Source organism: Flavobacterium sufflavum (assembly GCF_004016525.1).
Classification (GTDB): domain Bacteria; phylum Bacteroidota; class Bacteroidia; order Flavobacteriales; family Flavobacteriaceae; genus Flavobacterium; species Flavobacterium sufflavum.
This window is the reverse complement of record NZ_SACJ01000004.1, coordinates 350,387-372,841: the sequence shown is the minus strand read 5'-3', so window position 1 is coordinate 372,841 and position 22,455 is coordinate 350,387. Positions and strand designations below refer to the sequence as shown.

Below are 22,455 nucleotides of genomic sequence, written 5' to 3'. Positions count from 1 at the left end.
TTCTTTATTGTTTGCGTTAGGGATGGTAGTGGAGCTCTTTTTTGAGGCATTTTTTTTGCCTCAAAAAAAGCGGGAACGTACAGCCCGACCCCGTCTCGTTTTTTTTGACGAGACGGGGTAACGCCCTATTAGTATTTAAAATAATCGATATAGGTATTTAGATCTTTATCGCCACGACCTGAAAGGCAAATAACCACCACATCTTCGGGTTTGAATTTTTTGTCGTTCAACACCGCCAAAGCGTGCGAAGATTCAATTGCAGGAATGATACCTTCGAGTTTGCAAAGTTCCAGACCGGCTTTCATAGCCTCATCATCGGTTACAGAGAAAAACTCGGCGCGACCTGATTCGGCTAAATGTGCGTGCATAGGTCCTACACCCGGATAATCCAATCCGGCCGAAATAGAATAAGGCTCGGTAATTTGTCCGTCAGGCGTTTGCATCAACAGGGTTTTACAACCGTGGATGATACCTACTTTCCCTAATTTGCTCGTTGCAGCACTGTGTCCTGAATTCACTCCTTTTCCGGCAGCTTCAACGGCTACGATGCCTACTTCAGGCTCATGTAAAAAGTGGTAAAAAGTACCGGCAGCATTACTACCACCTCCAATACAAGCCACTACATAATCAGGATTTTCACGTCCTTCTTTTTCTTTTAACTGCCATTTGATTTCCTCAGAAATAACGCTTTGAAAACGCGTTACCATATCAGGATAAGGATGTGGTCCAATGGCTGAGCCAATGATATAATGCGTATCAACAGGATTGTTAATCCAGTCGCGAATGGCCTCGTTAGTGGCGTCTTTTAGTGTTCTTGAACCAGAAAGCGCAGCACGAACTTCGGCACCCAGCATTTTCATTCTGGCCACGTTTGGTGCTTGACGTTTGATGTCGATTTCGCCCATATACACAATGCATTCCAGTCCCATTAAAGCACAAACTGTTGCCGTAGCCACACCGTGTTGACCGGCACCAGTTTCGGCAATAATACGTTTTTTGCCTAGTTTTTTTGCTACTAAAATCTGTCCAATAGTATTGTTGATTTTGTGTGCTCCGGTATGATTTAAATCTTCTCTTTTCAGATAGATTTTAGTATTGTATTTTTCAGAAAGTCTTTTTGCAAAATACAATGGGCTGGGACGTCCTACATAATCTTTTAGTAATTGGTCAAACTCAGCTTTAAATTCCGGTTCAGCTGTAATTTTTAGGTATTGTTGGCGTAACTCCTCCACATTAGGATATAACATTTCAGGAATGTAAGCTCCTCCAAACTGGCCATAATAGCCTTTTTCATCAACGTTGTATGACATTTTATATGTTTTAATTGGTATCAATGCGTTTTAGTGCATCTTTACATAATTGTACGTTTTTTAATCCCGGTTCTATTTCAAATCTACTGTTTACATCAATGGCATAAACGGGTAAATTGGTCTTTAATATTGCATTGACGGCATCCATTTCTTCTATTCCTATTCCGCCACTTAGGAAGAAAGGTTTGGTCGAAGGGTAGTTTTCTAAGACTTTCCAGTCAAATGTGGTTCCGTTTCCTCCGGGTAATTTTCCTTTGGTATCAAAAAGAAAATAATCACATACGGCTTCAAATGGTGCCAGCACTGAGAAATCAAAATCATCAGCAACCGAAAATACTTTTATGATTTCAATCTGAACTAATTTCAGATTCTGAAATTCAGTTTTCAAATTTAAACAAAATTCTACAGATTCTTTTCCGTGTAATTGTACGGCCTGTAAATCGTGTTTTTGAACTTTTTCGACAATATTCTCGACGGTTTCATTGACAAAAACCCCTACTTTTTTAATAGATTGAGGCAAATTAGGAATATAGCCGTCAAAAAATCGAGCCGATTTCTCCCAAAATATAAATCCCATATAATCGGGTAGGAGCGAGCCTACTTCGAGTATATTATCGGGATATTTCATGCCGCAGATTTTGGTTTTCATTTTGTTCTATTTTTTTTTTAACCACAAAGTGCACTAAGTAGGCGCAAAGTTCACAAAGCTTTGTGTTCTTTGTGCTTTCTCCGTGTTCTTTGTGTTTAAATTAATTTTGAAATAAATTCCGTCGCTGCTTTTCCGGCATTGTCGGTTTTCATAAAGTTTTCACCTATCAGGAAACCTTTGTAACCATAAGGTTTTAGTTCGTTGATAGCGTCAATTGAGCTGATTCCGCTTTCAGAAACTTTTACAAATTCATCCGGGATTTGGTGAGCCAATTGCTTGCTGAAATCCAGACTTACTTCGAAAGTTTTTAGGTTTCGATTATTTACTCCAATCATATCCAATGTAGGCATGATCGATTTTTCTAATTCTTCCTGGTTGTGAACTTCCAATAAAACTTCTAATCCAAGGCTTTTTGCAAATTCAGATAACGATTTGATTTCTTCGCGGGTTAAAACCGCTGCGATTAGCAAAATCAAATCGGCTCCATGTGCTTTGGCCTCTAAGATTTGATATTCATCTACAATGAATTCTTTTCGTAATAATGGAATATTTACCGATGCTCTGGCTAATAATAAATCGTCTAAAGAACCACCAAAGTATTTTCCGTCTGTTAGAACCGAAATCCCACAGGCACCGGCACTTTCGTAACCTTTTACCACTTCTTCTACCGTAAAACCATAATTGATTTCGGCTTTAGAAGGCGAACGACGTTTATGCTCGGCAATGATTCCAGAGTTGCTGTTTCTTAAATTGTTGCTTAAAGAAATGGTCTTTTTTCCAAAGAATACCGAAGCTTCCAGTTGGGAAACCGGAATGATTGATTTTTTAAGAATGACTTCTCTTTTTTTGTCAACTATGATTCTATCTAATATATTCATTTTTTTTAAAGATGCTAAGTTGCTAAGATACTGAGGTACTTAGTTTTTTATTTTAAAGAGATAACTCTTGTAATTTTTTCAAAGCTGTCAATCCTTTTCCGGAGAATAAACTTTCTTTGGCTTGTTCAAACCCTTCTAATGCTGTGCATCCTGTAACGGTAGCAATTGCCATAGCAGCATTGGCACAAACCACATTGTTTTGTGCTTCAGTACCTTTTCCGGAAATAATATTAAGAAACATTTGAGCCGATTCGGCAACGGTTTTTCCGCCTTCAATTTCGCTTTGTTGTATTAATCGAACACCAAAATCTTCTGGATTGATCATTCCTTCGGTACTATGAGTAATCACTTTTGTAGCCCCTGTTAAAGATACTTCGTCATAACCGTCTAATGCATGAACAATGGTGAAATTGCTATCGGTATTTTGATACAGATAAGCATACATTCTGGCCAGTTCAAGGTTGAAAACCCCTAACAATTGGTTTTTTGGAAATGACGGATTAATCATTGGCCCCAAAATATTGAAAATGGTTCTTACCCCTAATTCTTTTCGAATAGGTCCCACGTTTTTCATGGCAGGATGAAATAGTGGAGCGTGCAGAATACAAATTCCGGCCTGGTCCACACATTTCTTTAGAAAATCAGAATCATTACTGAATTTGATACCTAGACTTTCCATCACATTACTCGAACCCGTAATAGAAGAAACTCCATAATTTCCATGTTTGGTCACTTTTATTCCTGCTCCGGCAGTTATAAAAGAAGCTAAAGTAGAAATGTTGAAAGTATCCTTTCCATCTCCTCCGGTACCTACTAAATCAATAGTGTTGTAATCGGATAAATCAATACGAACACACAATTCCTGAAGCGCTTCCCTAAAACCGGACAGCTCATCAATGCTGATGCTTCGCATCATGTATACGGTTAAAAAAGCTGCAATTTGGCTTGGGTTGTAACTTCCGTTAGAAATATTAACCAAGACGTTTTTAGCCTCTTCTTTAGAAAGCAATTCGTTATTGATTAATCTGTTTAATATGTTTTTCATTATAAAGTTTTTTTGCCACAAGGGCATAAAGGCACAATGTTTTTTATAACTGATTACTGAAATCTGCTAACTGAATACTATGAATTTACCCAGTTCTCAAGCATTTTCTTTCCATTAGGAGTCAACACACTTTCCGGATGAAATTGTACCCCACGAACATCCAATGTTTTGTGACGTAAAGACATAACCTGACCATTTTCGTCAAAAGAAGTAGCTTCTAAAACATCTGGTAGAGTTGCATCAACAACCCATGAATGATAACGACCCACTTCGAATTCTTTTTCCAATCCTTGAAATAAAATTTCGTCGTCCACCACCGTTTTTACCAGGGTTGCCACTCCGTGATACACTTTGTCTAAGTTAGAAAGCGTTCCTCCATATACTTCTCCGATAGCCTGTTGACCAAGGCAAACACCAAAAATACTTTTGGTAGCACCATATTTTGCGATAACCGGTTTTAATAAACCAGCTTCGTCAGGAATTCCAGGTCCAGGAGAAAGAAGAATTTTGTCGAAATGAGCAATTTCGTCTAATTCAAATTCGTCGTTTCTATACACCGTTACTTCACAATTTAAATCTTCCAGATAATGCACCAGATTGTAAGTGAAGCTATCGTAATTATCTATAACTAATATTTTTTTCATTTTAATTAAAGTTGAGTGTTATGAGTTTTTTTGCTTAATATTTAACTCTTAACTTTTTCGCTGTTATTAATTCTAAATCGTTTCCGCCAAATCCAAAGCCGTATTCAAGGCTCTCAACTTGTTATACACTTCCTGCATTTCGCTTTCTTCATCTGAACTGGCTACAATTCCCGCTCCGGCCTGAGAGTGTAATTGATGATTTTTACTTAAGAAAGTACGAATCATGATGGCATGGTTAAAGTTGCCTTCAAAATCCATAAAACCGATGGCACCACCATAAAAATTACGATTTGTTTTTTCGTAATCTTCAATTAATTGCATTGCTCTGTGTTTTGGCGCACCACTTAACGTTCCGGCCGGGAAAGTATCGGCAACTACCTGCATAGTGGTAGCATCCTCATGTAAATGTCCGGTTACCTTAGAAACCAAATGGATAACGTGAGAGAAAAACTGAACTTCTCTGTATCTTTCCACATTAACATTGTGTCCATTTCTACTCAAATCATTTCGAGCCAAATCAACCAACATTACGTGTTCGCTATTTTCTTTTTTGTCTTCTGATAATTGTTTTGCCAAAACAGCATCTTTTTCATCATCACCTGTTCTTTTGAAAGTTCCTGCAATAGGATGAATTTCGGCTTTTCTGTTTTTTACGATAATTTGGGCTTCAGGCGAAGAACCAAATATTTTGAAATCACCATAATCAAAAAAGAATAGGTAAGGCGATGGATTGATGCTTCTCAATGCTCTGTACACATTGAATTCATCTCCTTTGAAACCCTGAGTGAATCGTCTGGAAAGTACTAATTGGAACACATCTCCGCGGAAACAATGTTTTTTAGCCAAGGCTACATTGTGCTTGAATTCTTCATCAGTCAAATTAGAGAAACCTTCTCCTTCTTTCGAAAATTTATAGGAAGGAATGTTTCGGGATTGCATCAATTGTTCGATTTCGGCAATGTTGTTTCTATCGTCTAAACTATGACAGAAAATATAAGCCTCATTTTTAAAATGATTGATGGCAATGATATTTTGGTAAACTGCATAATAGACATCAGGAATGGTATTGCTGTTTTCTTTTTTAGCGATGGTCACTTTTTCAAAATAACGAACGGCATCATAAGAAATGTATCCAAACAAACCATTATTGATGAATTTGAAATTGTTTTTCTCCGACTTGAATTGCCCTGAGAATTCCTGTATCACTTCAGGGATATTCGTTTGGGCATCGATAGCTATTGTTTCAGTACTTCCGTCAGGGAAATGTTTGAAAATAGTTTCATTTTCAATTTTAATTGAAGCAATAGGATTGCAACAGATGTAGGAGAAACTATTGTCGTTTCCGTGGTAATCACTACTTTCCAGCAATAGACTATTAGGGAATTTATCTCTTATTTTAAAATACACACTAACAGGAGTTATGGTGTCAGCCAGTATTTGCTTGAATTTTGTATTTAGTTTAAATTGTTTCAATTGGAATAAATTTAAAATTTGTATGCATTTATTTTAATCTCGTTTGGCATAAAAAAAGGCCTGTCGTGATGACAAGCCTTTTTATATTTATAGATAATAATACCATAGGAGCTTAGTTCACGACTATTGACGTAAATTGTTCCACCACCAAGTATTATTTGCAATTGTTTTCATATTGCAAATATATAAATGTAATTTGAGTTTACAAACCAATTTTATTTAAAATTTGATTTTAATTCATTTTTTGAAATAATGTTTTAGAAACTTATTCAGAAACGAATTATTTATTAGCCAATGCTACATTTTTGAATCTAAAATCGGGATAGTTTTTTATGTTTGGATTGATAAATAAATCGTTTATTGTCTTGTTAAAAAATTCCAATTTTCCGTCATTGGAGAACCAGTTTTTTAAATCAGTATTTAATTCGTTTTTTTCGCTAACAAAGGCATTGTCAATATTAGTGCTATTAATTAATACTTTTTCTAAAACTATTTTTTTTAAGTTTTCCGGATTGTTTCCAATTTTTGATCCTAATAAAGCAATGGTATTAAATCCTGAAATGATGCTGTTTTTTAAACTGATAGCACTATTTTCTTTGATATAAATGGACTCTCTGATTAATCCCTGATCGTTGTTTTCCATATTTACCAAGGTCATGTTTTCTGCTATGATGTTGGTCCCTTTTTGCGTGAAATCAGTGTTTTCTACTTTGTCATAAGAGTCGATTTCAAAACATCTGGACCCTGAAACATCTGAAGTATATGGATAACGAATAGCGATACTATTGTTGATATTGGCTTGAACACCTTGTGTGAAATCAAAATCATCATCGGTTGTGCGATATGATATTAGATGGTTTAAGTTTGTACTCCCACCATAACATTCAAATGAATCATCATTTGAATAGCTAATTTGAATATAATCCAGTGTTGTTTTGTTGCCAATCCCGGCCATAGAAAGACCATTTAATTCTTTTAAAGAATTGAGCTTCCTTCCGGCATATTCAATGCGTATGTATTTTAAAATTCCAGAATTGTCTTCCGGATTTTGCCCACCGTAAAAGCCATATTGCGGGTCTAAGTTAAAATCTAAAAATGATATTCCTCCCAATTTGTTTATTGGAGCATTTCCTAATAATAGAATTCCTCCCCAATCTCCGGGTCTTCTGGTTCCAATTTCTTTATTTGAGGTAAAAACAATAGGATCTGTTTCTGTTCCTTCAGCAATAATTTTGGCACCTTTGGTAATTACGAGTGTGCCACAAGTTTTATCGTCTCCTCTAATTACTGTTCCCGGTTCGATAGTTAGGGTAGCGTTTTGGGTTACGTAAACTACGCCTGTAAGAATGTAGGAGTTTCTTTTGAGTAGTTTGGTGTCTTTGTCTATTATGCCGTTTAGTATATAATTAGCCTCATTATAATTGGCTGAGGCAGGTTTGAAATTGGTCCAATTTGCCATCCAATTAGATGTCGATTCTATACCTTTGGCTTTTTGAGCAAAACTTATCATACTTATCAAAAAGTAGATAAATGTTAATGGTAATTTTTTTTTCATAATCTTCGTTTTTTTGTTAAGCAATTATTGATTTGGCGGCTGCTTTTTAAAATACAAATTTAGATACGAAGTGCTAAGCCAATAAACGAGAGAGGTTACGAGATTGTTACCTTTATGTTAACGGTTTTTTGTTTTTATTAATTTGTAATTTATAATAAAAAAGCCCGATAGAAGGAAGTTCTATCGGGCTTTAAGGTGTTTATGATGTTGTTAGAATTTCAAAGCTACAGCTAATTCAAATTCGTCATAAATGGTTTTGTCTCCTAAATCATCAAAATAACTTCCCGAACCATATTTGATATCATATTTTGTTCGGTCAATTTTTAAATTAGCAGTTGCTGTATTTCCTTTAATGTTTAAATCAAAAATTACAGGATTAGAAATACCTTTAATTATTAAGGTTGCAATTATGGTATAAGTATTATTTCCTTTGTAAGTGATATTTTTGAAAGTTAAAATAGAGGTTTTGAAATTGTTAATACCAAAAAAATCATCGGATTTTAAATGTCCTTCCAGTTTAGCTTTTGAACTGCCTGTTTGGTCAGTATTGTTTAAAGTTGTCATGTCAGCAACAAAATTTCCTCCAGTGATTTTGTTATCTTTAAAAATAAGTTCCCCTTCTTTAAACTTGATTGTCCCTTCATGCTCTCCCGTTATTTTTTTCCCTGTCCAGGTTATGAGACTTTTAGAAACATCTATTTTTTTAGATTGTGCTTCTGCTGCAGTAAAAGAGCATAAGAAAATAAAAGCCAGGAATAATAGTTTCAAATTTTTCATTTTATATATGGTTTAGGTTAATACTGTTTTTGGTTTATTATGCTTAAAAATAAACGTTCTTTATCTCAAAGTTACAATAAATGCATAAGATTTAGAAGCAAAAAAACAATAATAACATTGTAGTAAATGGAAAAAAATGAAAAAAAATAACCCCAACAAAAATGCTGGGGTTATAAAAGTAAAATGGGGATATGATTAGAATTTCAAAGCAACAGCTAATTCAAATTCGTCATTGATAGTTTTGTCTCCTAAACCTTGGAAGAAGTTTCCTGAACCGTATTTAATGTCATATTTAGTTCTGTCAACTTTGAATGCAGTTGTAGCAGTATTTCCTTTTACAGCAAGTTCAAAATTAATTGGTTTAGTGATTCCTTTGATAGTTAAATCAGCAGTTACAGCATAAACATCTTTAGCTTTTGCACCTATTTTTTTGATTACCAAAGTAGAGGTTGGGAATTTATCAGTTCCAAAGAAATCGTCAGCTTTCAAGTGACCATTCAATTTTCCTTGGTATTCTCCAGTTAAGTCAGTAGATGTTAAAGAAGTCATGTCAACAGTAAAAGTACCACCAACTAATTTTTTTCCTTTTAATACTACAGCTCCGTCTTTGAAGTTTACAGTTCCAGAGTGCTCTCCAGTTACTTTTTTACCTACCCATTTGATAGAAGATGCTTTTGTGTCAATTTTTTTAGTTTGTGCGTTTACTGAAATACCAGATGCTACTACGAATAATGCTATTGCAATTGTTTTTAAATTTTTCATTTTTGTTTGATTTAAATTTGATTAATAATTATAGAGTGATAAATAATTCGTCTTGTGATTTTCTAACTTTTTTATAATGTTGGGTGGCATCTTCCTCGTGTCTGTAACCTAAAGTTGCAATAAGCGAAGTGTTCAATCCCAATTTTTCTAATCCTAAAATTTCGTTTACCTGTTCAGGAACAAATCCTTCCATAGGGGTAACATCAATTTTTAATTCGGCAGCTGCATTCAACAAATTTCCTAAGGCTAAATAGGTTTGCTTGGCTGTCCAAATATTTTTAGTGTCTTCAGGAAGTGTAAGAATTTTTGATTTCATAAAATCAGAATATCCGGCTAATGAATCAACAGGGATGTTTCTGGTTTCACTAATATTGGCTATATAATCGTCAATGTGTTGTTCGTCAAGTTGGGTTTCATTTGCAAAAATGATAAGGTGAGAAGCTTCAACAATTTGCGATTGTCCCCAGGCAGCTGGTTGAATTTTAGCTCTTAATTCAGGATTCTCCACTATGATTACTTTGTAAGGTTGTAATCCATAAGAAGAAGAACTCAAGCGGATAGCTTCTTTTAAAGTGTTTAAATCTTCGTTTGAGATTTTTTTTGTAGCATCAAATTTCTTTGTTGCATATCTCCAGTTTTGGTGTTCTATAAATTTGCTCATGATATTATTTTTATTGTTGATTTCTGTATTTTTCTAATAAGTTGTTTAATTGTTCTAATTCTTCAGCGTTTAAATTGCTGGTTAAGGCATTTTCATGTTCAATTACTTTAGGATCTAATTCGCTTAAAACATTCAATCCTTTTTGTGTAATCAGCACTTCTATTTTTCTTCTGTTATCAGGACAGACATTTCGCGTTACTAATTCCTTTAATAATAATTTATCAACTAATCGAGTAGTATTGCTTGTTTTGGCAACCATCCGTTCCTGAATAACACACATATTGGCCGGATTCCCTTTTTGGCCTCTTAGAATTCGCAATACATTGTATTGTTCTCCTGATAGCTCATAAGGTTTTAAAACCTCGTTAAATTTCTCACTCAAAATATTCTGTGTATACATGATATTGAGAATAATTTTTTTAGAAAGGTTTAATTCAACCGTACTTTTTATTTCATCTTCAATTTTCATTCCACTACTTGTTTTGTTTGTTGGTACAAATGTAACACTTTTTTTATTTGTATATACAAATATTTCAAATGTTTTTTTAGAATGTTTTTCTTGGAACAGGGTGAATCCTTGTTTTTACTAGGGTTCGCATTGTTTTTATAAACAAAAAAAGTTGTGGTTTTTCTTTTAAAAACGATTTGAATTCAAAAAAGTATTTTTGGAAAGGTTAATTTCGGCCTTTGTTTTATCCAATACGTTCAAATCATTCAACCATTCTTCGCATAAATTAGTCCATAAATTGATAGATTTAGGATTGTTTTTCAGGGCAATCGAATGTCCGCCTTCAGGGAAAACGTGCAAACTCCCTGAAATATTATGTTCTAACATGGCCTGATAAAAGAGAATACCGTTAATAGGATTTACAACGGGATCATTTTGTGCCAAAACGATAAAAGTGGGTGGAGTGGTGGAAGTAACATGTTTTTCATTTGAAAAATAATCAATCAATTGCTCAGTAGGGTTATTGCCTAAAAAATTATTCAGACTGCCTTTATGCGCATATTTCCCCATGCTTATCACCGGCGAAATTAAAATCATAAAGTTGGGTTGGAATGAAAACTGGTCTACGGTATCATTAATGACCGAGTAATCTTCGGAGTGTGTTCCCAGGGTTGTGGCTAAGTGACCTCCTGCCGAAGCACCCATTACCCCAATCTTGGCAGTGTTGATGTTCCAGTTTACAGCATTGGAACGGATTATTTTCATGGCTCTTTGAGCATCCTGAATAGGTGCTTTTTCTCTTTCGACTAAATCAGGGGAAGTTGGCAAGCGATGAATTAAAACAAAAGCATTTATTCCCATGGTGTTTAGCCATTTGGCAAACTGAAATCCGGCAATAGTATAGGTTAATTTTGCATAACCACCCGGAGGACAAATTAACACGGCACTTCCATTATTTTCTTCTTTTGAGGTAAAGAAAGCATACATACCAGGCTGGGCAACCTGAGTAATTCGTTCTCTTTCTTCAATAAGTTCTAATTTCATTCCTTTAGTATTAGGCATTTTACCTACAGGCCATAAAGGAATAAATTGTTGCGATTGCATGCTGCTGAAATAGAAAAAGAATAGAATAAGCGCTTTAACTTTCATTTTGGTGTTTTTAAGTTTAATTCTTGTATTTTTTAGAAGTATCAATAGCTATTGTTTGTGCTGCTTTTTTAAAATTAATGTATTTGTTTAAGTCTTTTAAAGCAATTACTTTAAAATGATTTTTATCTAAATAATCAAGGTATTCTTTGAATAAATCAACAGGAGTGTTTACCCATGGATGTTCAATATCAGGAACTCCGTGAATAGTTAAGATTACAATTTTTCCGTTTTTGGCTTCCTGAAGAGCGGTGATAATTTGGTCTTTATTAGTAGCATTTGTAGCCCAACTAGGAATTAAAAACGGATTATCTTCTAAGGGATTATAGGTTCTGCTGCCTCCGGCACGGGCTAAAATATAGCCTTGTTCCTGTAATGTAGTAATGGCATTAACGCTGTAATCATAGCCAGGATAAGCAAAACTGAGAGGCTTTTTAATTTTAAGAGAATCACATTTGTTTTCGATATACTGTAATTGCTGGATAAATTTTTCCTTGGAAAGTTTGTTTACATGTGCATGCGATTGGGTGTGATTGCCAATTTCGAAACCCATTTGGTCTAATTTTTTAATTTGCTGCCAATTCATATATTTAGAATTGTCTCTGAAATTAGGCGGAAATTCGCAGACAAAAAAAGTCGCTTTAAAACCATATTTTTTTAATAATGGAGCCACAATGATGTAATGACTCACAGGAGCATCGTCAAAAGTTAGTACGACCAATTTATCAGGAATTGGTCGTTTTAAAATTTGGGCTGAAGCCAAAGAAAATGTCAAAAGAAAGAAAAACAAAACCATTGATTTTGATTTTATAATGTGGCTCGCTTTCCTTTCTTTTGACATTATGCTTTTGTTTTTTCGAAAATAAATTATCTCTCAAAATGATGTTCTCCTGAGCCAATTGCGTCAAGATAAAGATAGTTTCCTTCTTCGGTAGCGGTTACATCTTTATTATCCAATTTAATTGTGTTTCCTGTTTTTCCACATTTTGGAAGATACACTTTTGCGGTACAGTTAGCAGGAACAGTTATTTTTAAATGATAATTGTTGTTAGAGTAGTTCCAGTCTACTTTAATATCGCCTTTGTCTGTTGGATAAGTTCCTTTGGCATAGGTTAGTTTGTCTCCAAACCATAATGGTTTGATTTGGATTTTTTCGTGTTGTGGGGCTAAGGCTTTTATTCCTAAAATATAATTTTGTATAGCCAGTAAACCTACCGTTCCCCAAGGATGTGACATACTTTGATCGCTTACATTGGCATCCCAGGATTCCCAGGTAGCTGTCCCTCCAAGAGCAATGGTTTTAGCCCAGCCATCCCATTCGGTATTGGTATATAAATCGATTAGATGTTTTCCTTCATCAGCTAAACCAAGTGATTCTGGTAACCAGCGAAGACATACCATTCCAACACTCATTTTAAGTTTTTTAATTTCTTCAATTACCTGTTTTTTGTTGGTTTCAGGAACAATATTCAGTGCATAAGGAATAATGTTAGCATGTTGCGAAACATGGGGGCTCACATTTTGATTGTTGTTCATGCCATCAATATATACGCCATTTTGGTTAATTAGATGTGTATTGATAGCTTTTTTGATGGCTTCGGCTTTGTTTGTGTAAAGTGTTTTATCAGCAGTATTGCCCAGAAGATCGGCAATTTTTGCAATAATATTGTAGTCTTCAAAAGCGTAGGCATCAATAACAGTTCTGGAATCAACAGCAGTGTCGTAACCATAGCGCATGCTAGGTGGCCAATCGACAATACCATATTCATAAGGGCCTTTTCCACCTTTAAGTTGGTGAATTAATCCTGTGCTGTTGTTTTTATAAGCATCCACATAATCGGCTATTTTTTTCAAACGCAAATAGTTGGATTTCAGGAATTCGATATTTCCTGTTTGCGTGTAATAATCCCAAACCCAAAAAAGGTAGGCTTGTGTAAAATCAGGAATGTCCCTTCCGCCATCAACGTTTGGATATACAGCATTCAAGCGACCATCAGGCCAGTATTGATCTTGAGATTCTAAGAATTCGTTTAATGCACGCATGTTCATCGTTCGGTCATACATCACACTCATACAAGGAACGGCTTGTGCCCAGCTATCCAATAAGAAAGCTCCTTTTTCTCTGGTAGGTGTGTCTACAAAGTTTTCCTGTGCACCCAGAATTAGAGTATGAGCCATCAATTCCCAGGTTTTATTCAGCATTTCATTTGAAGATTCGAATGAAGAACGGGAAGGATCTAATTCGAAATGACGACTAATAAAACTAACATTGTTCTGATTCAATTCGTTCGGAGCATTGTCAATCTGTAAATAACGCATTCCGAGATACACATTAGGATTAAAAACAGAATTAGTACCATTAGGGATGAATTTGAAACTTAAATTGGTAGATTGTTTTATTTTGGATGAAACAGTACCGTCATCGTTTAAAACATATCCGCCAAGCATTTTAATGGTGTCTCCTGGAGTACGCTCATTAAATGCAATTTTAAAACTTCCGGCATATATTTTCCCTAAATCAATAACATATTTACCGTTTCCTAAGTTTTGTATGGATTTAGCTTTGATTTCTTTTTCGATAACTCTGGTAAGGTCAGATTGTAAGCTACCTGTCCAGGGAGCGGTAGGCTGTGGACCAATTTCGGTAGCGTTTTTCCAATTGGAGTCGTTTAAATTTGCCTTGTTCCAATCAGCAATGTTTTTTCGGCTATCAATAAATTCGATTCTTCCTATACCTTCGCCATTGCGTTGAGGTTGTCCTTGAATCCATTGTGCTGCCTGCGTTTGTTTCCAGGATTTGTCCGAAGCAATAACGGTTTGCGTGCCGTCATTATATTCGATTATGGTTTTTAGAATCATGCCGCGACTTCCTGTTGCGCGACCCTGACCACCGCCATACCAGTGCGTAAGACAGGCCAAAAGATTTTCGGAATTTTTATTTAAAAAAGCAGTAATATCCCAGGCGTTATAATAGCTGTATTGCGGATAATGGTGATTGAATCCTTTGCCAACGAATTTTCCGTTTACGTGCAATTCATAACTATGACAGGCAGAAATATAGGTGATTGCTTTTTTGATGGTTTTGTTAGGAAGATTGGCTTTTTTTCTAAAATAAGTATAATCGTCGTTGTCTTTAGATTCTCTTTTAATCCATTGTGCCGATGCCCAGTCTTTGTTAGTTAGTAAACCCGTGGTGAAATTTGCAGCAGCCGAATAAGAACTCGCATTTCCGTCTTTGTCCCAACAACGAACTTTCCAATAATAAGTAGTTGCTGCTTTAAGGGTAGCACCGTTTAAGTAAATATAATTTTGCTTTCTGGAATTGGTCTTTTTGCTATCCCAAATATCAGCTTTGTTTACTTTCAGATTAGCCAGACTTGAGGAAATAATGATTTGATAAGCCGATTGAATTTCGTTAGTATCGGGATCACTTAGATACCATCCAAAGTAGGGTTTGTCGTTTGTTCCAATAGGATTTTGTTTGTCAAAACTTCTTAAACTAAAAGGAGCATTTGGGTTGGCAGCATTGATTTGGGTAAACGAAAAAACTAGGAATAATAGAATCAAAGATTGTTTTATAGGTTTCATTAATAGCTGTTTGGTTATTTTTTAATTGGATGCCAAAATATAAAAAATAATCGATTTAGCTTTCCTGTTAACTTTCCTGCTTTTCGGGTTTTTTAGCTTGATTGGTTTGTTAAGACCAATTTAGTTTTCGTATAACAATAAACGGTTCCTAACATTGTGTAATTCTGTTTGTAAGGCATCTATTTTTTGAAGTAAATTAAGAACAATATCAATCCCTTCAATGTTTACATCCAGTTCTTTGTGCATGCGTACCATTTTTTCTATTTCATAAATAGAATCTTTATGTACATATTGAATGTTATCCACCAGCTGAATCTCGATTAAGTCATTTTCATTGAGATTATTGAAAAAACTAATTTCAAGTTTGTAATGCTGGCATAGCGTATTTATGGGAATGAAGTTTTCGGTATTCATGATGTTCTTAATTTAGATAGTTCGGTGAATAATTCAAGTTCTTTAGAAGAAAGCTTTGTTGGTATTTTTATTTGGAATGTAATGTATAAATCGCCAAAATGACCTTCTTCTTTGTAAACGGGAAAACCTTTTCCTTTAAGTTTCACTTTGGTGCCATTTTGCGTTCCCGGAGCTATGTTTAATTTTACTTTTCCATCAAAAGTATTTACTGTGATTTCGCCTCCTAATACTGCTTTGTATAAATCTATTGTCACGGTAGTGTATAGGTTGTTTTTATCTCTTTTAAAATCCGGATGGTTTTTTATGGAGAAAGTAATGTATAAATCGCCTTTAGGACCTCCACCGATGCCGTCTCCACCATGTCCGGCTATTTTAATGGTTTGTCCGTTTTCTATCCCAGCCGGAATTGTAAAACGAATATTGTGACCGTTGATAGTAACGGTGCGTTTATGAGTGGTGTACGCTTCCTGCAAATCCAGATTTAATTCGGTGCTGAAATCAGATCCTTTGTACTGATGTCTTTTGCTGTGACTTCGACTTCTGTTTCCAAAAAGGGACTCAAAAAAATCCGAATAATCATCGGCATCTCTTCCATAAGAGGTAAAATCTTCATGAGGCTGACTTTGATTGTAATAGGTTTGACCTTGATTGGCTTTTTCATATTCGGCTATGTGTTTCCAGTTTTCGCCATAAGCATCATATTTTTTTCTGTTTTCGGGATTACCAAGTACTTCATTAGCTTCGTTAATTTCTTTGAATTTTTTTTCTGCTTCCTTGTCATTCGGATTAACATCAGGATGGTACTTGCGGGCCAATTTGCGGAAAGCCTTTTTTATCTCGGCATCCGTGGCTTTTTTGTCTATTTCTAATACTTTGTAATAGTCTATAAATGCCATGTTGAATTGTTTTTTGAATTACTATTCCGTTAGTGCTATTATAGAATTCCCTATGGAAAATCTTAAGATAAAACGATGAGATTGTACTATCTTGATAGTATAAATATACTCAAATTTTAATTGAAAAAAGAGATATAAAGACTTTATTTTATAAGGTTTTAAAGTTGGTACTAAAAAAAATCAAGATAAAAAGACAAATTGTTTAAAGTTGATTTAATTTCGAATATGTGAGGGTTTAAAATCTAAAATAATATTTATGCCTTGAATAATTGGGCTATTAATTTTTTGTCTCCCACAATCCATAATAAATCATTTTTTTCTAAGATAATATTTGATTCGGGGTTGAGAATACGTTGTCCTTTTCGTTCAATTCCTACTAATAATCCATGTGTACGCTCTCTTAATTTAGATTGGCCTACGCTAAGACCAATAAAATCTTCATTGGTCAATTCGACCTGACGTAACATAATTTCGTTAGTTACTTTTTCAGGAACTTCAATATCATGTTGATTTAAAAAGTTCGAAAATTCTTTGACTTGTGCATCTGAACCAATAACGCAAATTTCATCACCAGGAAATAAACGTTCATTTTTATTGGGAATTTGGATTATGATTTCTCCACGTTTGATATAGGTGATATTTACGCCAACTAATTCCCTCATTTTTATTTCACGAAGCGTTTTCCCTACCAAATTAGATTCTTTTGAAATTTCAAAAGTAGTCATGTGTCCGTCCCAGGGATGTAAATTGGCATAACGTCGGTCTATTCTCTTTTCCTCTCTATCGTTGAGATTTGTCAGGAAATGATTTTCAATTTTATGGTATTGTTCGTGTAATTGTTTTGGAAATAACAAATAGATTACAATCGCCATTACTAAAGCAAACATGGCGATCAGAGGAGAGAAAAAGATATTCAATAAAAATCCAATATAAAACACGGCTAATCCCATACGGAAAAAGAATAGCATCAAAATAGGTCCCCGGTATTTTCGCTCTTCAAATAATTGATCCACTTCTTTTACTGCCACCCTGCGCAATGAAAGTGCCCATAAAAAAGGGGAAATAACAACCATAGTGATTAATGCTGCTATAGCATTTCCAAATTTAGAATCTGCAACCAATGGCAAAACAAATTTGGAAGACAACAAAATAACCGAAGTAATAATGATGGTATGGAGAAGAATCTGTAGTAAGTGTGCTCTAATAACGACCTGCCAGGTGCTTACTGAGCGAATAGCTTGGGCATTGGCACTATATCGGTCAATTCTTCGTATCCATTTTCGGGGTAATTTTTTTTCTAAATAACCAGAGAATGGAACCGCCATCTTGACCATGAAAGGAGTGGTAAATGTAGTTACTGCCGATACTGCAACAACTACAGGATATAGAAAATTACTCGTTACATTCATCGACATTCCTAAGGTTGCAATGATAAAAGAGAATTCACCTATTTGTGCCAAACTCATTCCTGTTTGTACCGATTGTTTTAAAGGTTGTCCCGAAATGATTGCACCAAGTGTAGAACTGATGGATTGCCCAAAAATAGTAACAAAGGTTAATATCATTACAGGAAGCGCATATTCGTATAAAGTATGAGGATTGATTAACATTCCAACAGATACAAAGAAAACCGCACCAAATAAATCTTTTACTGGTTTTACCAAATGTTCGATATGCTCTGCTTGGGTAGTTTCGGCAATAATAGACCCCATAATAAAGGCGCCTAAAGCAGGAGAAAAACCAGCATTGGACGCTAAAATTACCATCATCAAACACAAGGCTAATGATAGGATAAGCATCATTTCATCAGTAAGTAAGTGTTTGGTCTTTTTTAATAAGGTAGGAATGAAAAAGATTCCACCCACAAACCATGCAATCAGGAAAAAAACTAATTTAAGTACTGATAGCATCAATTCACTTCCTGAAAATTGCTGACTCACAGCCACTGTTGATAATAATACCATCATTAAAATAGCTATAATATCCTGAACGATAAGAGAGCCAATTACAATTCCGGCAAATTGCTGGGCTTTTACCCCCAATTCATCAAAGGTTTTAAGAATGATGGTTGTGGATGAAATGGAGAGAATAACACCTAAGAAAATACAATCCATGTTTTTCCATCCCATCCATTTACCTACCAGATAGCCCACGAGAACCATGGTTATAATTTGAGTGATGGCGGTTATTGACGCAGTGCCGCCCACTTTCATTAACTTTTTGAAACTGAATTCGAGTCCTAAACTGAATAATAAAATAATAACGCCTATTTCAGCCCAGATTTCAACACTATGGACATCTTTTACCGAAGGGAAAAAATCAAAATGGTTACCTGCCAAAAAGCCTGCAATTAAATACCCAAGTACCAGAGGCTGTTTTATTTTTTTAAACAGCAAAACAGCAATACCTGCTGTCATCAGGATTAATCCTAAATCACTAATTAAGGGCTTTAAATGTTGCGATACTTGTGCAACTTCGGCTACCGTACTCATATATTGTTTGTTGTTTTATTACAATTCTGCTAAATATACTAAAAGCACTTTTGATGTGCAATTTTCAGCTTTAATTAGGGAGTATTTATACAAAAAAAGCTATCGATTAGGATAGCTTTTTTTAAAATGATATGTAGTTGTTGAAACTATATTCCTAAAAAGTTGCTAGGAGTGATTTTTAATAACTCTGCTTTAATTTCAGCTGAAACTTCTAAAGTACCTATAAACTCATGTATTGATTTCTTAGTAATTGCTTCGTTAGTTCTTGTTAAACCTTTTAAAGCCTCATAAGGATTTGGATAAGCCTCACGACGTAAAATCGTTTGAATCGCCTCAGCTACTACAGCCCAGTTGTTTTCTAAATCTTCGTGGAATTTAGCTTCGTTCAATAACAATTTATTCAATCCTTTTAAAGTAGCTTCAAAAGCAATGATAGTATGTCCCATTGGAACACCAATATTTCTTAAAACAGTACTGTCAGTCAAATCACGTTGCAATCTTGAAATAGGCAATTTAGCTGATAAATGTTCGAAAATAGCGTTGGCAATTCCTAAGTTTCCTTCTGAGTTTTCAAAATCAATAGGGTTTACTTTATGTGGCATAGCCGATGAACCAATTTCTCCTGCTTTGATTTTTTGTTTGAAATATTCCATCGAAACATATGTCCAGATATCACGATCTAAATCGATGATGATGGTGTTGATTCTTTTTAAAGCATCAAAAAAAGCTGCAAAATGATCATAATGTTCAATTTGAGTAGTTGGGAACGAATGGTGTAATCCAAGATTTTCTTCTACGAATTTAGTTCCAAATTGTTTCCAGTCAATTTGTGGATAAGCCACGTGATGGGCATTGTAATTTCCAGTTGCACCACCAAACTTAGCTCCAAAAGGAATATTGAACAACAAACGCATTTGCTCTTCGATACGCTCCACAAAAACCGCAATTTCTTTTCCTAAACGGGTAGGAGAAGCCGGTTGTCCGTGGGTACGGGCTAACAATGGAATGTCTTTCCATTCTGTGCTTAATTCTTTTAATTTTGAAATTACAGAAATTAATGATGGCATGTATACTTTCTCAAAAGCTTCTTTTGTCGAAAGTGGAATAGCTGTATTATTGATATCCTGAGAAGTCAACCCAAAGTGGATGAACTCTTTGTATTCTGATAAACCTAATTTTTCAAAGGCATCTTTGATAAAATATTCAACGGCTTTAACATCGTGATTTGTTACTTTTTCAGTTTCTTTAATCCAAAGCGCATCTGCAGTAGAGAAATTTTTGTAGATGTCACGTAAGCTTTCGAACAGATTAGGGTTTACATTTTTTAATTGTGGCAAAGGCACTTCGCACAAAGCAATAAAATATTCGATTTCTACCAATACACGGTATTTGATTAAAGCTTCTTCAGAGAAAAAAGGGGCTAATGAAAGGGTTTTATTTCTATATCTTCCATCAATTGGAGAAATAGCATTCAATTCGTTTAAAGTCGTCATTGTGTTGTTATTTTTTCGAAAGGCACAAATATAGGCAGAATTTTAAGAATTTAGCATTCATTTTTGACTTCTTTTCGAATTTTTGACTACTGAAATTCGGCTAATAATCTATTTTTTAAAAATGGAATTCCCTCTGTGGCCTGCAAGGGAATTGTTTCCAGATGATTTCTTAAATTCGGAATTTGGATTGGGTTTGGATCAATATAAAAAATAGGAATGTTTGCGGGTACAAAATCCACTAAGCCGGCTGCGGGATATACTTGCAATGAAGTGCCAATAACGGCAAAATAATCGGCGGTTTTAGTTATGGCAATAGCTTCGTCAAAAGCAGGAACGGCCTCGCCAAACCACACAATATGAGGGCGTAATTGGTGTTTTTGACTATCTACGTCGCCTAATTTTAAATCGCCTTCCCATTCTAAAATGAATTTAGAGTTTTTAGTGCTTCTCACTTTTAAAAGTTCACCATGTAAGTGCAACACTTTTTTGCTGCCGGCACGTTCGTGTAAATCGTCTACATTTTGGGTAATGATATGAACGTCAAAATGAATTTGAAGCTGGGATAATTCTTTATGACCTAAATTAGGTTTTACTTCCTTGAGTTGGCGTCTTCTTTGATTGTAAAAATCCAAAACCAGTTCGGGATTTTTTCGCCATCCTTCCGGCGAAGCTACATCCATAACATCATGCCCTTCCCAGAGTCCATTGCTGTCTCTAAAAGTTTTTAAGCCACTTTCGGCACTGATTCCCGCTCCGGTTAAAACGACTAATTTTTTTTTCATTGTATTTATTTCAACATTAATTTCATAAGTAAATCGGTTTGTTCGTCATTGCCCAATCTAAAAATATGTTTGTCAAATTCTACAAAACCATTCTTTTTATAAAAATTTAAAGCTCTATGGTTTTCTTCCCAAACTCCTAACCAAAGATAATTTAAATCATGTTTTTTAGCTACTTGTAATGCTCGATCATATAACAATTGTCCAACTTTACTTCCGTGGAATTCCTTTAAAACATAAATACGTTCTATTTCTAATCCATTTTTATCTTTGAGTTCAGTTTGTTCTTCTCCAAAATTTAATTTTAGATACCCAAGAATTTCATTGCCGCGAATAGCAAAATAGAATTCAGAATTTGGATTTGTTAATTCAGATGTAAGTTTGTCATTCGAAAAATTAGTCTTTAAATATTTCTTCATGTTTTCTTCAGAATTTACTTCAGCAAAAGTTTCAAAAAATGTTTGTCTGCCTATTTGTTGCAGTTTTTCTATCTCTTCAACTCCTATTTTTTTAATTTCTACTGTTTCCATGTTCTGATATTTTTTACGAATTTAACCAAACTTTTTTTGATGACAGAAAGGATTCATTACTTTTAGTTGAAATAAAATAAAGGATAAAAAATGTATTTTTGCGAAAAATTACAAATAGAATGATTGATATTGATTACCTGAATTTCCTTGAAAATATATTGACTGATAATCGCAAAGAACGCTTTTTAGAAGTATTGGAAAAGCGAACCAAACATTTTACTGTAGCTGTTGAAGATGTTTTTCAATTGCATAATACCTCTGCGGTGATGCGTAGTTGCGAGGTTTTTGGAATTCAGGAATTGAATGTCATTGAACAACGTTTTGGAAAAAGAATCGATAAGCAAATTGCTATGGGAGCTCAAAAATGGGTCGATATTAACAGACATGATTCGGTTTCCGGTTGTATTGCTTCTTTGAAAGAGCAGGGCTACCAAATTATCGCCACAACCCCACATGAACAGGATTGTACTTTAGAAAAATTTGATATTTCAAAACCCAGTGCCATATTTTTTGGAACCGAAAAAGAGGGATTGTCAGAAGAAGTGATGCAAAAAGCGGATGGTTTTTTGAAGATTCCAATGGTTGGTTTTACCGAGAGTTTGAATATTTCAGTTTCGGCTGCGATTATCATTCAGGATTTAACCAATAGATTGAGACGCTCGGATATCGACTGGAAATTGACCGATACCGAAATTTTAGAGAAACGTTTGGATTGGACTCGAAAATCGATAAAAGATATTAAGCGAATTGAAGCGAGATACTACGAAGAAAACCCTAAAGTGTAGTTTTTTAAACAGCAAAGGTTACAAAGAAATAGCAAAGATTTAGAAGAAATAAATACCTCAAATTCGCAAATTTATTTAGCTCAAAAGACTAAAAAATAATTTGCGAATTTGCGGTAATTTTTAAGAAAAC

The 22,455-nt window shown here is 34.8% G+C and carries 21 protein-coding genes; 1 reads left to right on the top strand and 20 read right to left on the bottom strand.

Features of this window, described 5'->3' with window-relative positions:
• Positions 1–128 precede the first annotated feature (128 nt).
• The 20 genes from trpB to EOD40_RS09515 form a co-directional block, all read right to left on the bottom strand.
• Positions 129–1,310, bottom strand: a complete 1,182-nt coding sequence (trpB, locus tag EOD40_RS09610; RefSeq protein WP_128194972.1) for a tryptophan synthase subunit beta — start codon at positions 1,308–1,310, stop codon at positions 129–131.
• A 10-nt stretch (positions 1,311–1,320) separates the two neighbouring features.
• Positions 1,321–1,959, bottom strand: a complete 639-nt coding sequence (locus EOD40_RS09605; protein WP_128194970.1) for a phosphoribosylanthranilate isomerase — start codon at positions 1,957–1,959, stop codon at positions 1,321–1,323.
• 95 nt (positions 1,960–2,054) lie between these two features.
• Positions 2,055–2,837, bottom strand: a complete 783-nt coding sequence (gene trpC / locus EOD40_RS09600; RefSeq protein WP_128194968.1) for an indole-3-glycerol phosphate synthase TrpC — start codon at positions 2,835–2,837, stop codon at positions 2,055–2,057.
• Positions 2,838–2,889: 52 nt separating this feature from the next.
• Positions 2,890–3,882 (bottom strand): anthranilate phosphoribosyltransferase, encoded by a 993-nt coding sequence (gene trpD / locus EOD40_RS09595; RefSeq protein ID WP_128194966.1) that lies wholly within the window; start codon positions 3,880–3,882, stop codon positions 2,890–2,892.
• 77 nt (positions 3,883–3,959) lie between these two features.
• Entirely contained in the window at positions 3,960–4,526 is a 567-nt protein-coding gene (locus EOD40_RS09590) for an anthranilate synthase component II (RefSeq protein ID WP_128194964.1), read from the bottom strand.
• Positions 4,527–4,598: 72 nt separating this feature from the next.
• Positions 4,599–5,999, bottom strand: coding sequence for an anthranilate synthase component I family protein (locus EOD40_RS09585; protein WP_128194962.1), 1,401 nt, complete (start codon positions 5,997–5,999; stop codon positions 4,599–4,601).
• A gap of 280 nt (positions 6,000–6,279) precedes the next feature.
• Positions 6,280–7,554 carry a hypothetical protein gene (locus tag EOD40_RS09580; protein WP_128194960.1) on the bottom strand — a complete coding sequence of 425 codons (1,275 nt, stop codon included), beginning with the start codon at positions 7,552–7,554 and terminating at the stop codon, positions 6,280–6,282.
• A gap of 210 nt (positions 7,555–7,764) precedes the next feature.
• Positions 7,765–8,331 carry a YceI family protein gene (locus tag EOD40_RS09575; protein WP_128194958.1) on the bottom strand — a complete coding sequence of 189 codons (567 nt, stop codon included), beginning with the start codon at positions 8,329–8,331 and terminating at the stop codon, positions 7,765–7,767.
• Between the two features lie 195 nt (positions 8,332–8,526).
• Positions 8,527–9,093, bottom strand: coding sequence for a YceI family protein (locus EOD40_RS09570; protein WP_128194956.1), 567 nt, complete (start codon positions 9,091–9,093; stop codon positions 8,527–8,529).
• A 28-nt stretch (positions 9,094–9,121) separates the two neighbouring features.
• Positions 9,122–9,754 carry an NAD(P)H-dependent oxidoreductase gene (locus tag EOD40_RS09565; RefSeq protein WP_128194955.1) on the bottom strand — a complete coding sequence of 211 codons (633 nt, stop codon included), beginning with the start codon at positions 9,752–9,754 and terminating at the stop codon, positions 9,122–9,124.
• 10 nt (positions 9,755–9,764) lie between these two features.
• The gene (locus EOD40_RS09560; protein WP_128194953.1) at positions 9,765–10,223 is read right to left on the bottom strand and encodes a MarR family winged helix-turn-helix transcriptional regulator; all 459 of its coding nucleotides are present in this window, start codon (positions 10,221–10,223) and stop codon (positions 9,765–9,767) included.
• Positions 10,224–10,388: 165 nt separating this feature from the next.
• On the bottom strand, positions 10,389–11,351 hold the full coding sequence (locus EOD40_RS09555; protein ID WP_128194951.1) for an alpha/beta hydrolase: 963 nt from the start codon (positions 11,349–11,351) through the stop codon (positions 10,389–10,391).
• Positions 11,352–11,367: 16 nt separating this feature from the next.
• Positions 11,368–12,189, bottom strand: a complete 822-nt coding sequence (locus EOD40_RS09550; RefSeq protein ID WP_196781429.1) for a polysaccharide deacetylase family protein — start codon at positions 12,187–12,189, stop codon at positions 11,368–11,370.
• A gap of 26 nt (positions 12,190–12,215) precedes the next feature.
• Positions 12,216–14,936, bottom strand: a complete 2,721-nt coding sequence (locus EOD40_RS09545) for a family 78 glycoside hydrolase catalytic domain (RefSeq protein ID WP_128194949.1) — start codon at positions 14,934–14,936, stop codon at positions 12,216–12,218.
• A 120-nt stretch (positions 14,937–15,056) separates the two neighbouring features.
• On the bottom strand, positions 15,057–15,350 hold the full coding sequence (locus tag EOD40_RS09540) for a chaperone modulator CbpM (protein WP_196781428.1): 294 nt from the start codon (positions 15,348–15,350) through the stop codon (positions 15,057–15,059).
• Positions 15,347–16,246 (bottom strand): DnaJ C-terminal domain-containing protein, encoded by a 900-nt coding sequence (locus EOD40_RS09535; protein WP_128194945.1) that lies wholly within the window; start codon positions 16,244–16,246, stop codon positions 15,347–15,349. Before EOD40_RS09535 ends, EOD40_RS09540 begins: the two co-directional genes overlap by 4 nt.
• A 254-nt stretch (positions 16,247–16,500) precedes the next feature.
• Positions 16,501–18,738, bottom strand: coding sequence for a cation:proton antiporter domain-containing protein (locus tag EOD40_RS09530; RefSeq protein ID WP_128194944.1), 2,238 nt, complete (start codon positions 18,736–18,738; stop codon positions 16,501–16,503).
• 146 nt (positions 18,739–18,884) lie between these two features.
• Positions 18,885–20,231: an adenylosuccinate lyase gene (purB, locus tag EOD40_RS09525; RefSeq protein ID WP_128194942.1), complete on the bottom strand. Its 1,347-nt coding sequence runs from the start codon at positions 20,229–20,231 to the stop codon at positions 18,885–18,887.
• An 86-nt stretch (positions 20,232–20,317) separates the two neighbouring features.
• Positions 20,318–21,013 carry an SIR2 family NAD-dependent protein deacylase gene (locus EOD40_RS09520; RefSeq protein WP_128194940.1) on the bottom strand — a complete coding sequence of 232 codons (696 nt, stop codon included), beginning with the start codon at positions 21,011–21,013 and terminating at the stop codon, positions 20,318–20,320.
• A 5-nt stretch (positions 21,014–21,018) separates the two neighbouring features.
• Positions 21,019–21,540: a GNAT family N-acetyltransferase gene (locus tag EOD40_RS09515; RefSeq protein ID WP_128194938.1), complete on the bottom strand. Its 522-nt coding sequence runs from the start codon at positions 21,538–21,540 to the stop codon at positions 21,019–21,021.
• 119 nt (positions 21,541–21,659) lie between these two features.
• On the opposite strand from EOD40_RS09515, the gene EOD40_RS09510 reads away from it, so the two are divergent.
• Positions 21,660–22,325: a TrmH family RNA methyltransferase gene (locus EOD40_RS09510; protein WP_128195023.1), complete on the top strand. Its 666-nt coding sequence runs from the start codon at positions 21,660–21,662 to the stop codon at positions 22,323–22,325.
• The last annotated feature ends 130 nt before the right edge of the window (positions 22,326–22,455 follow it).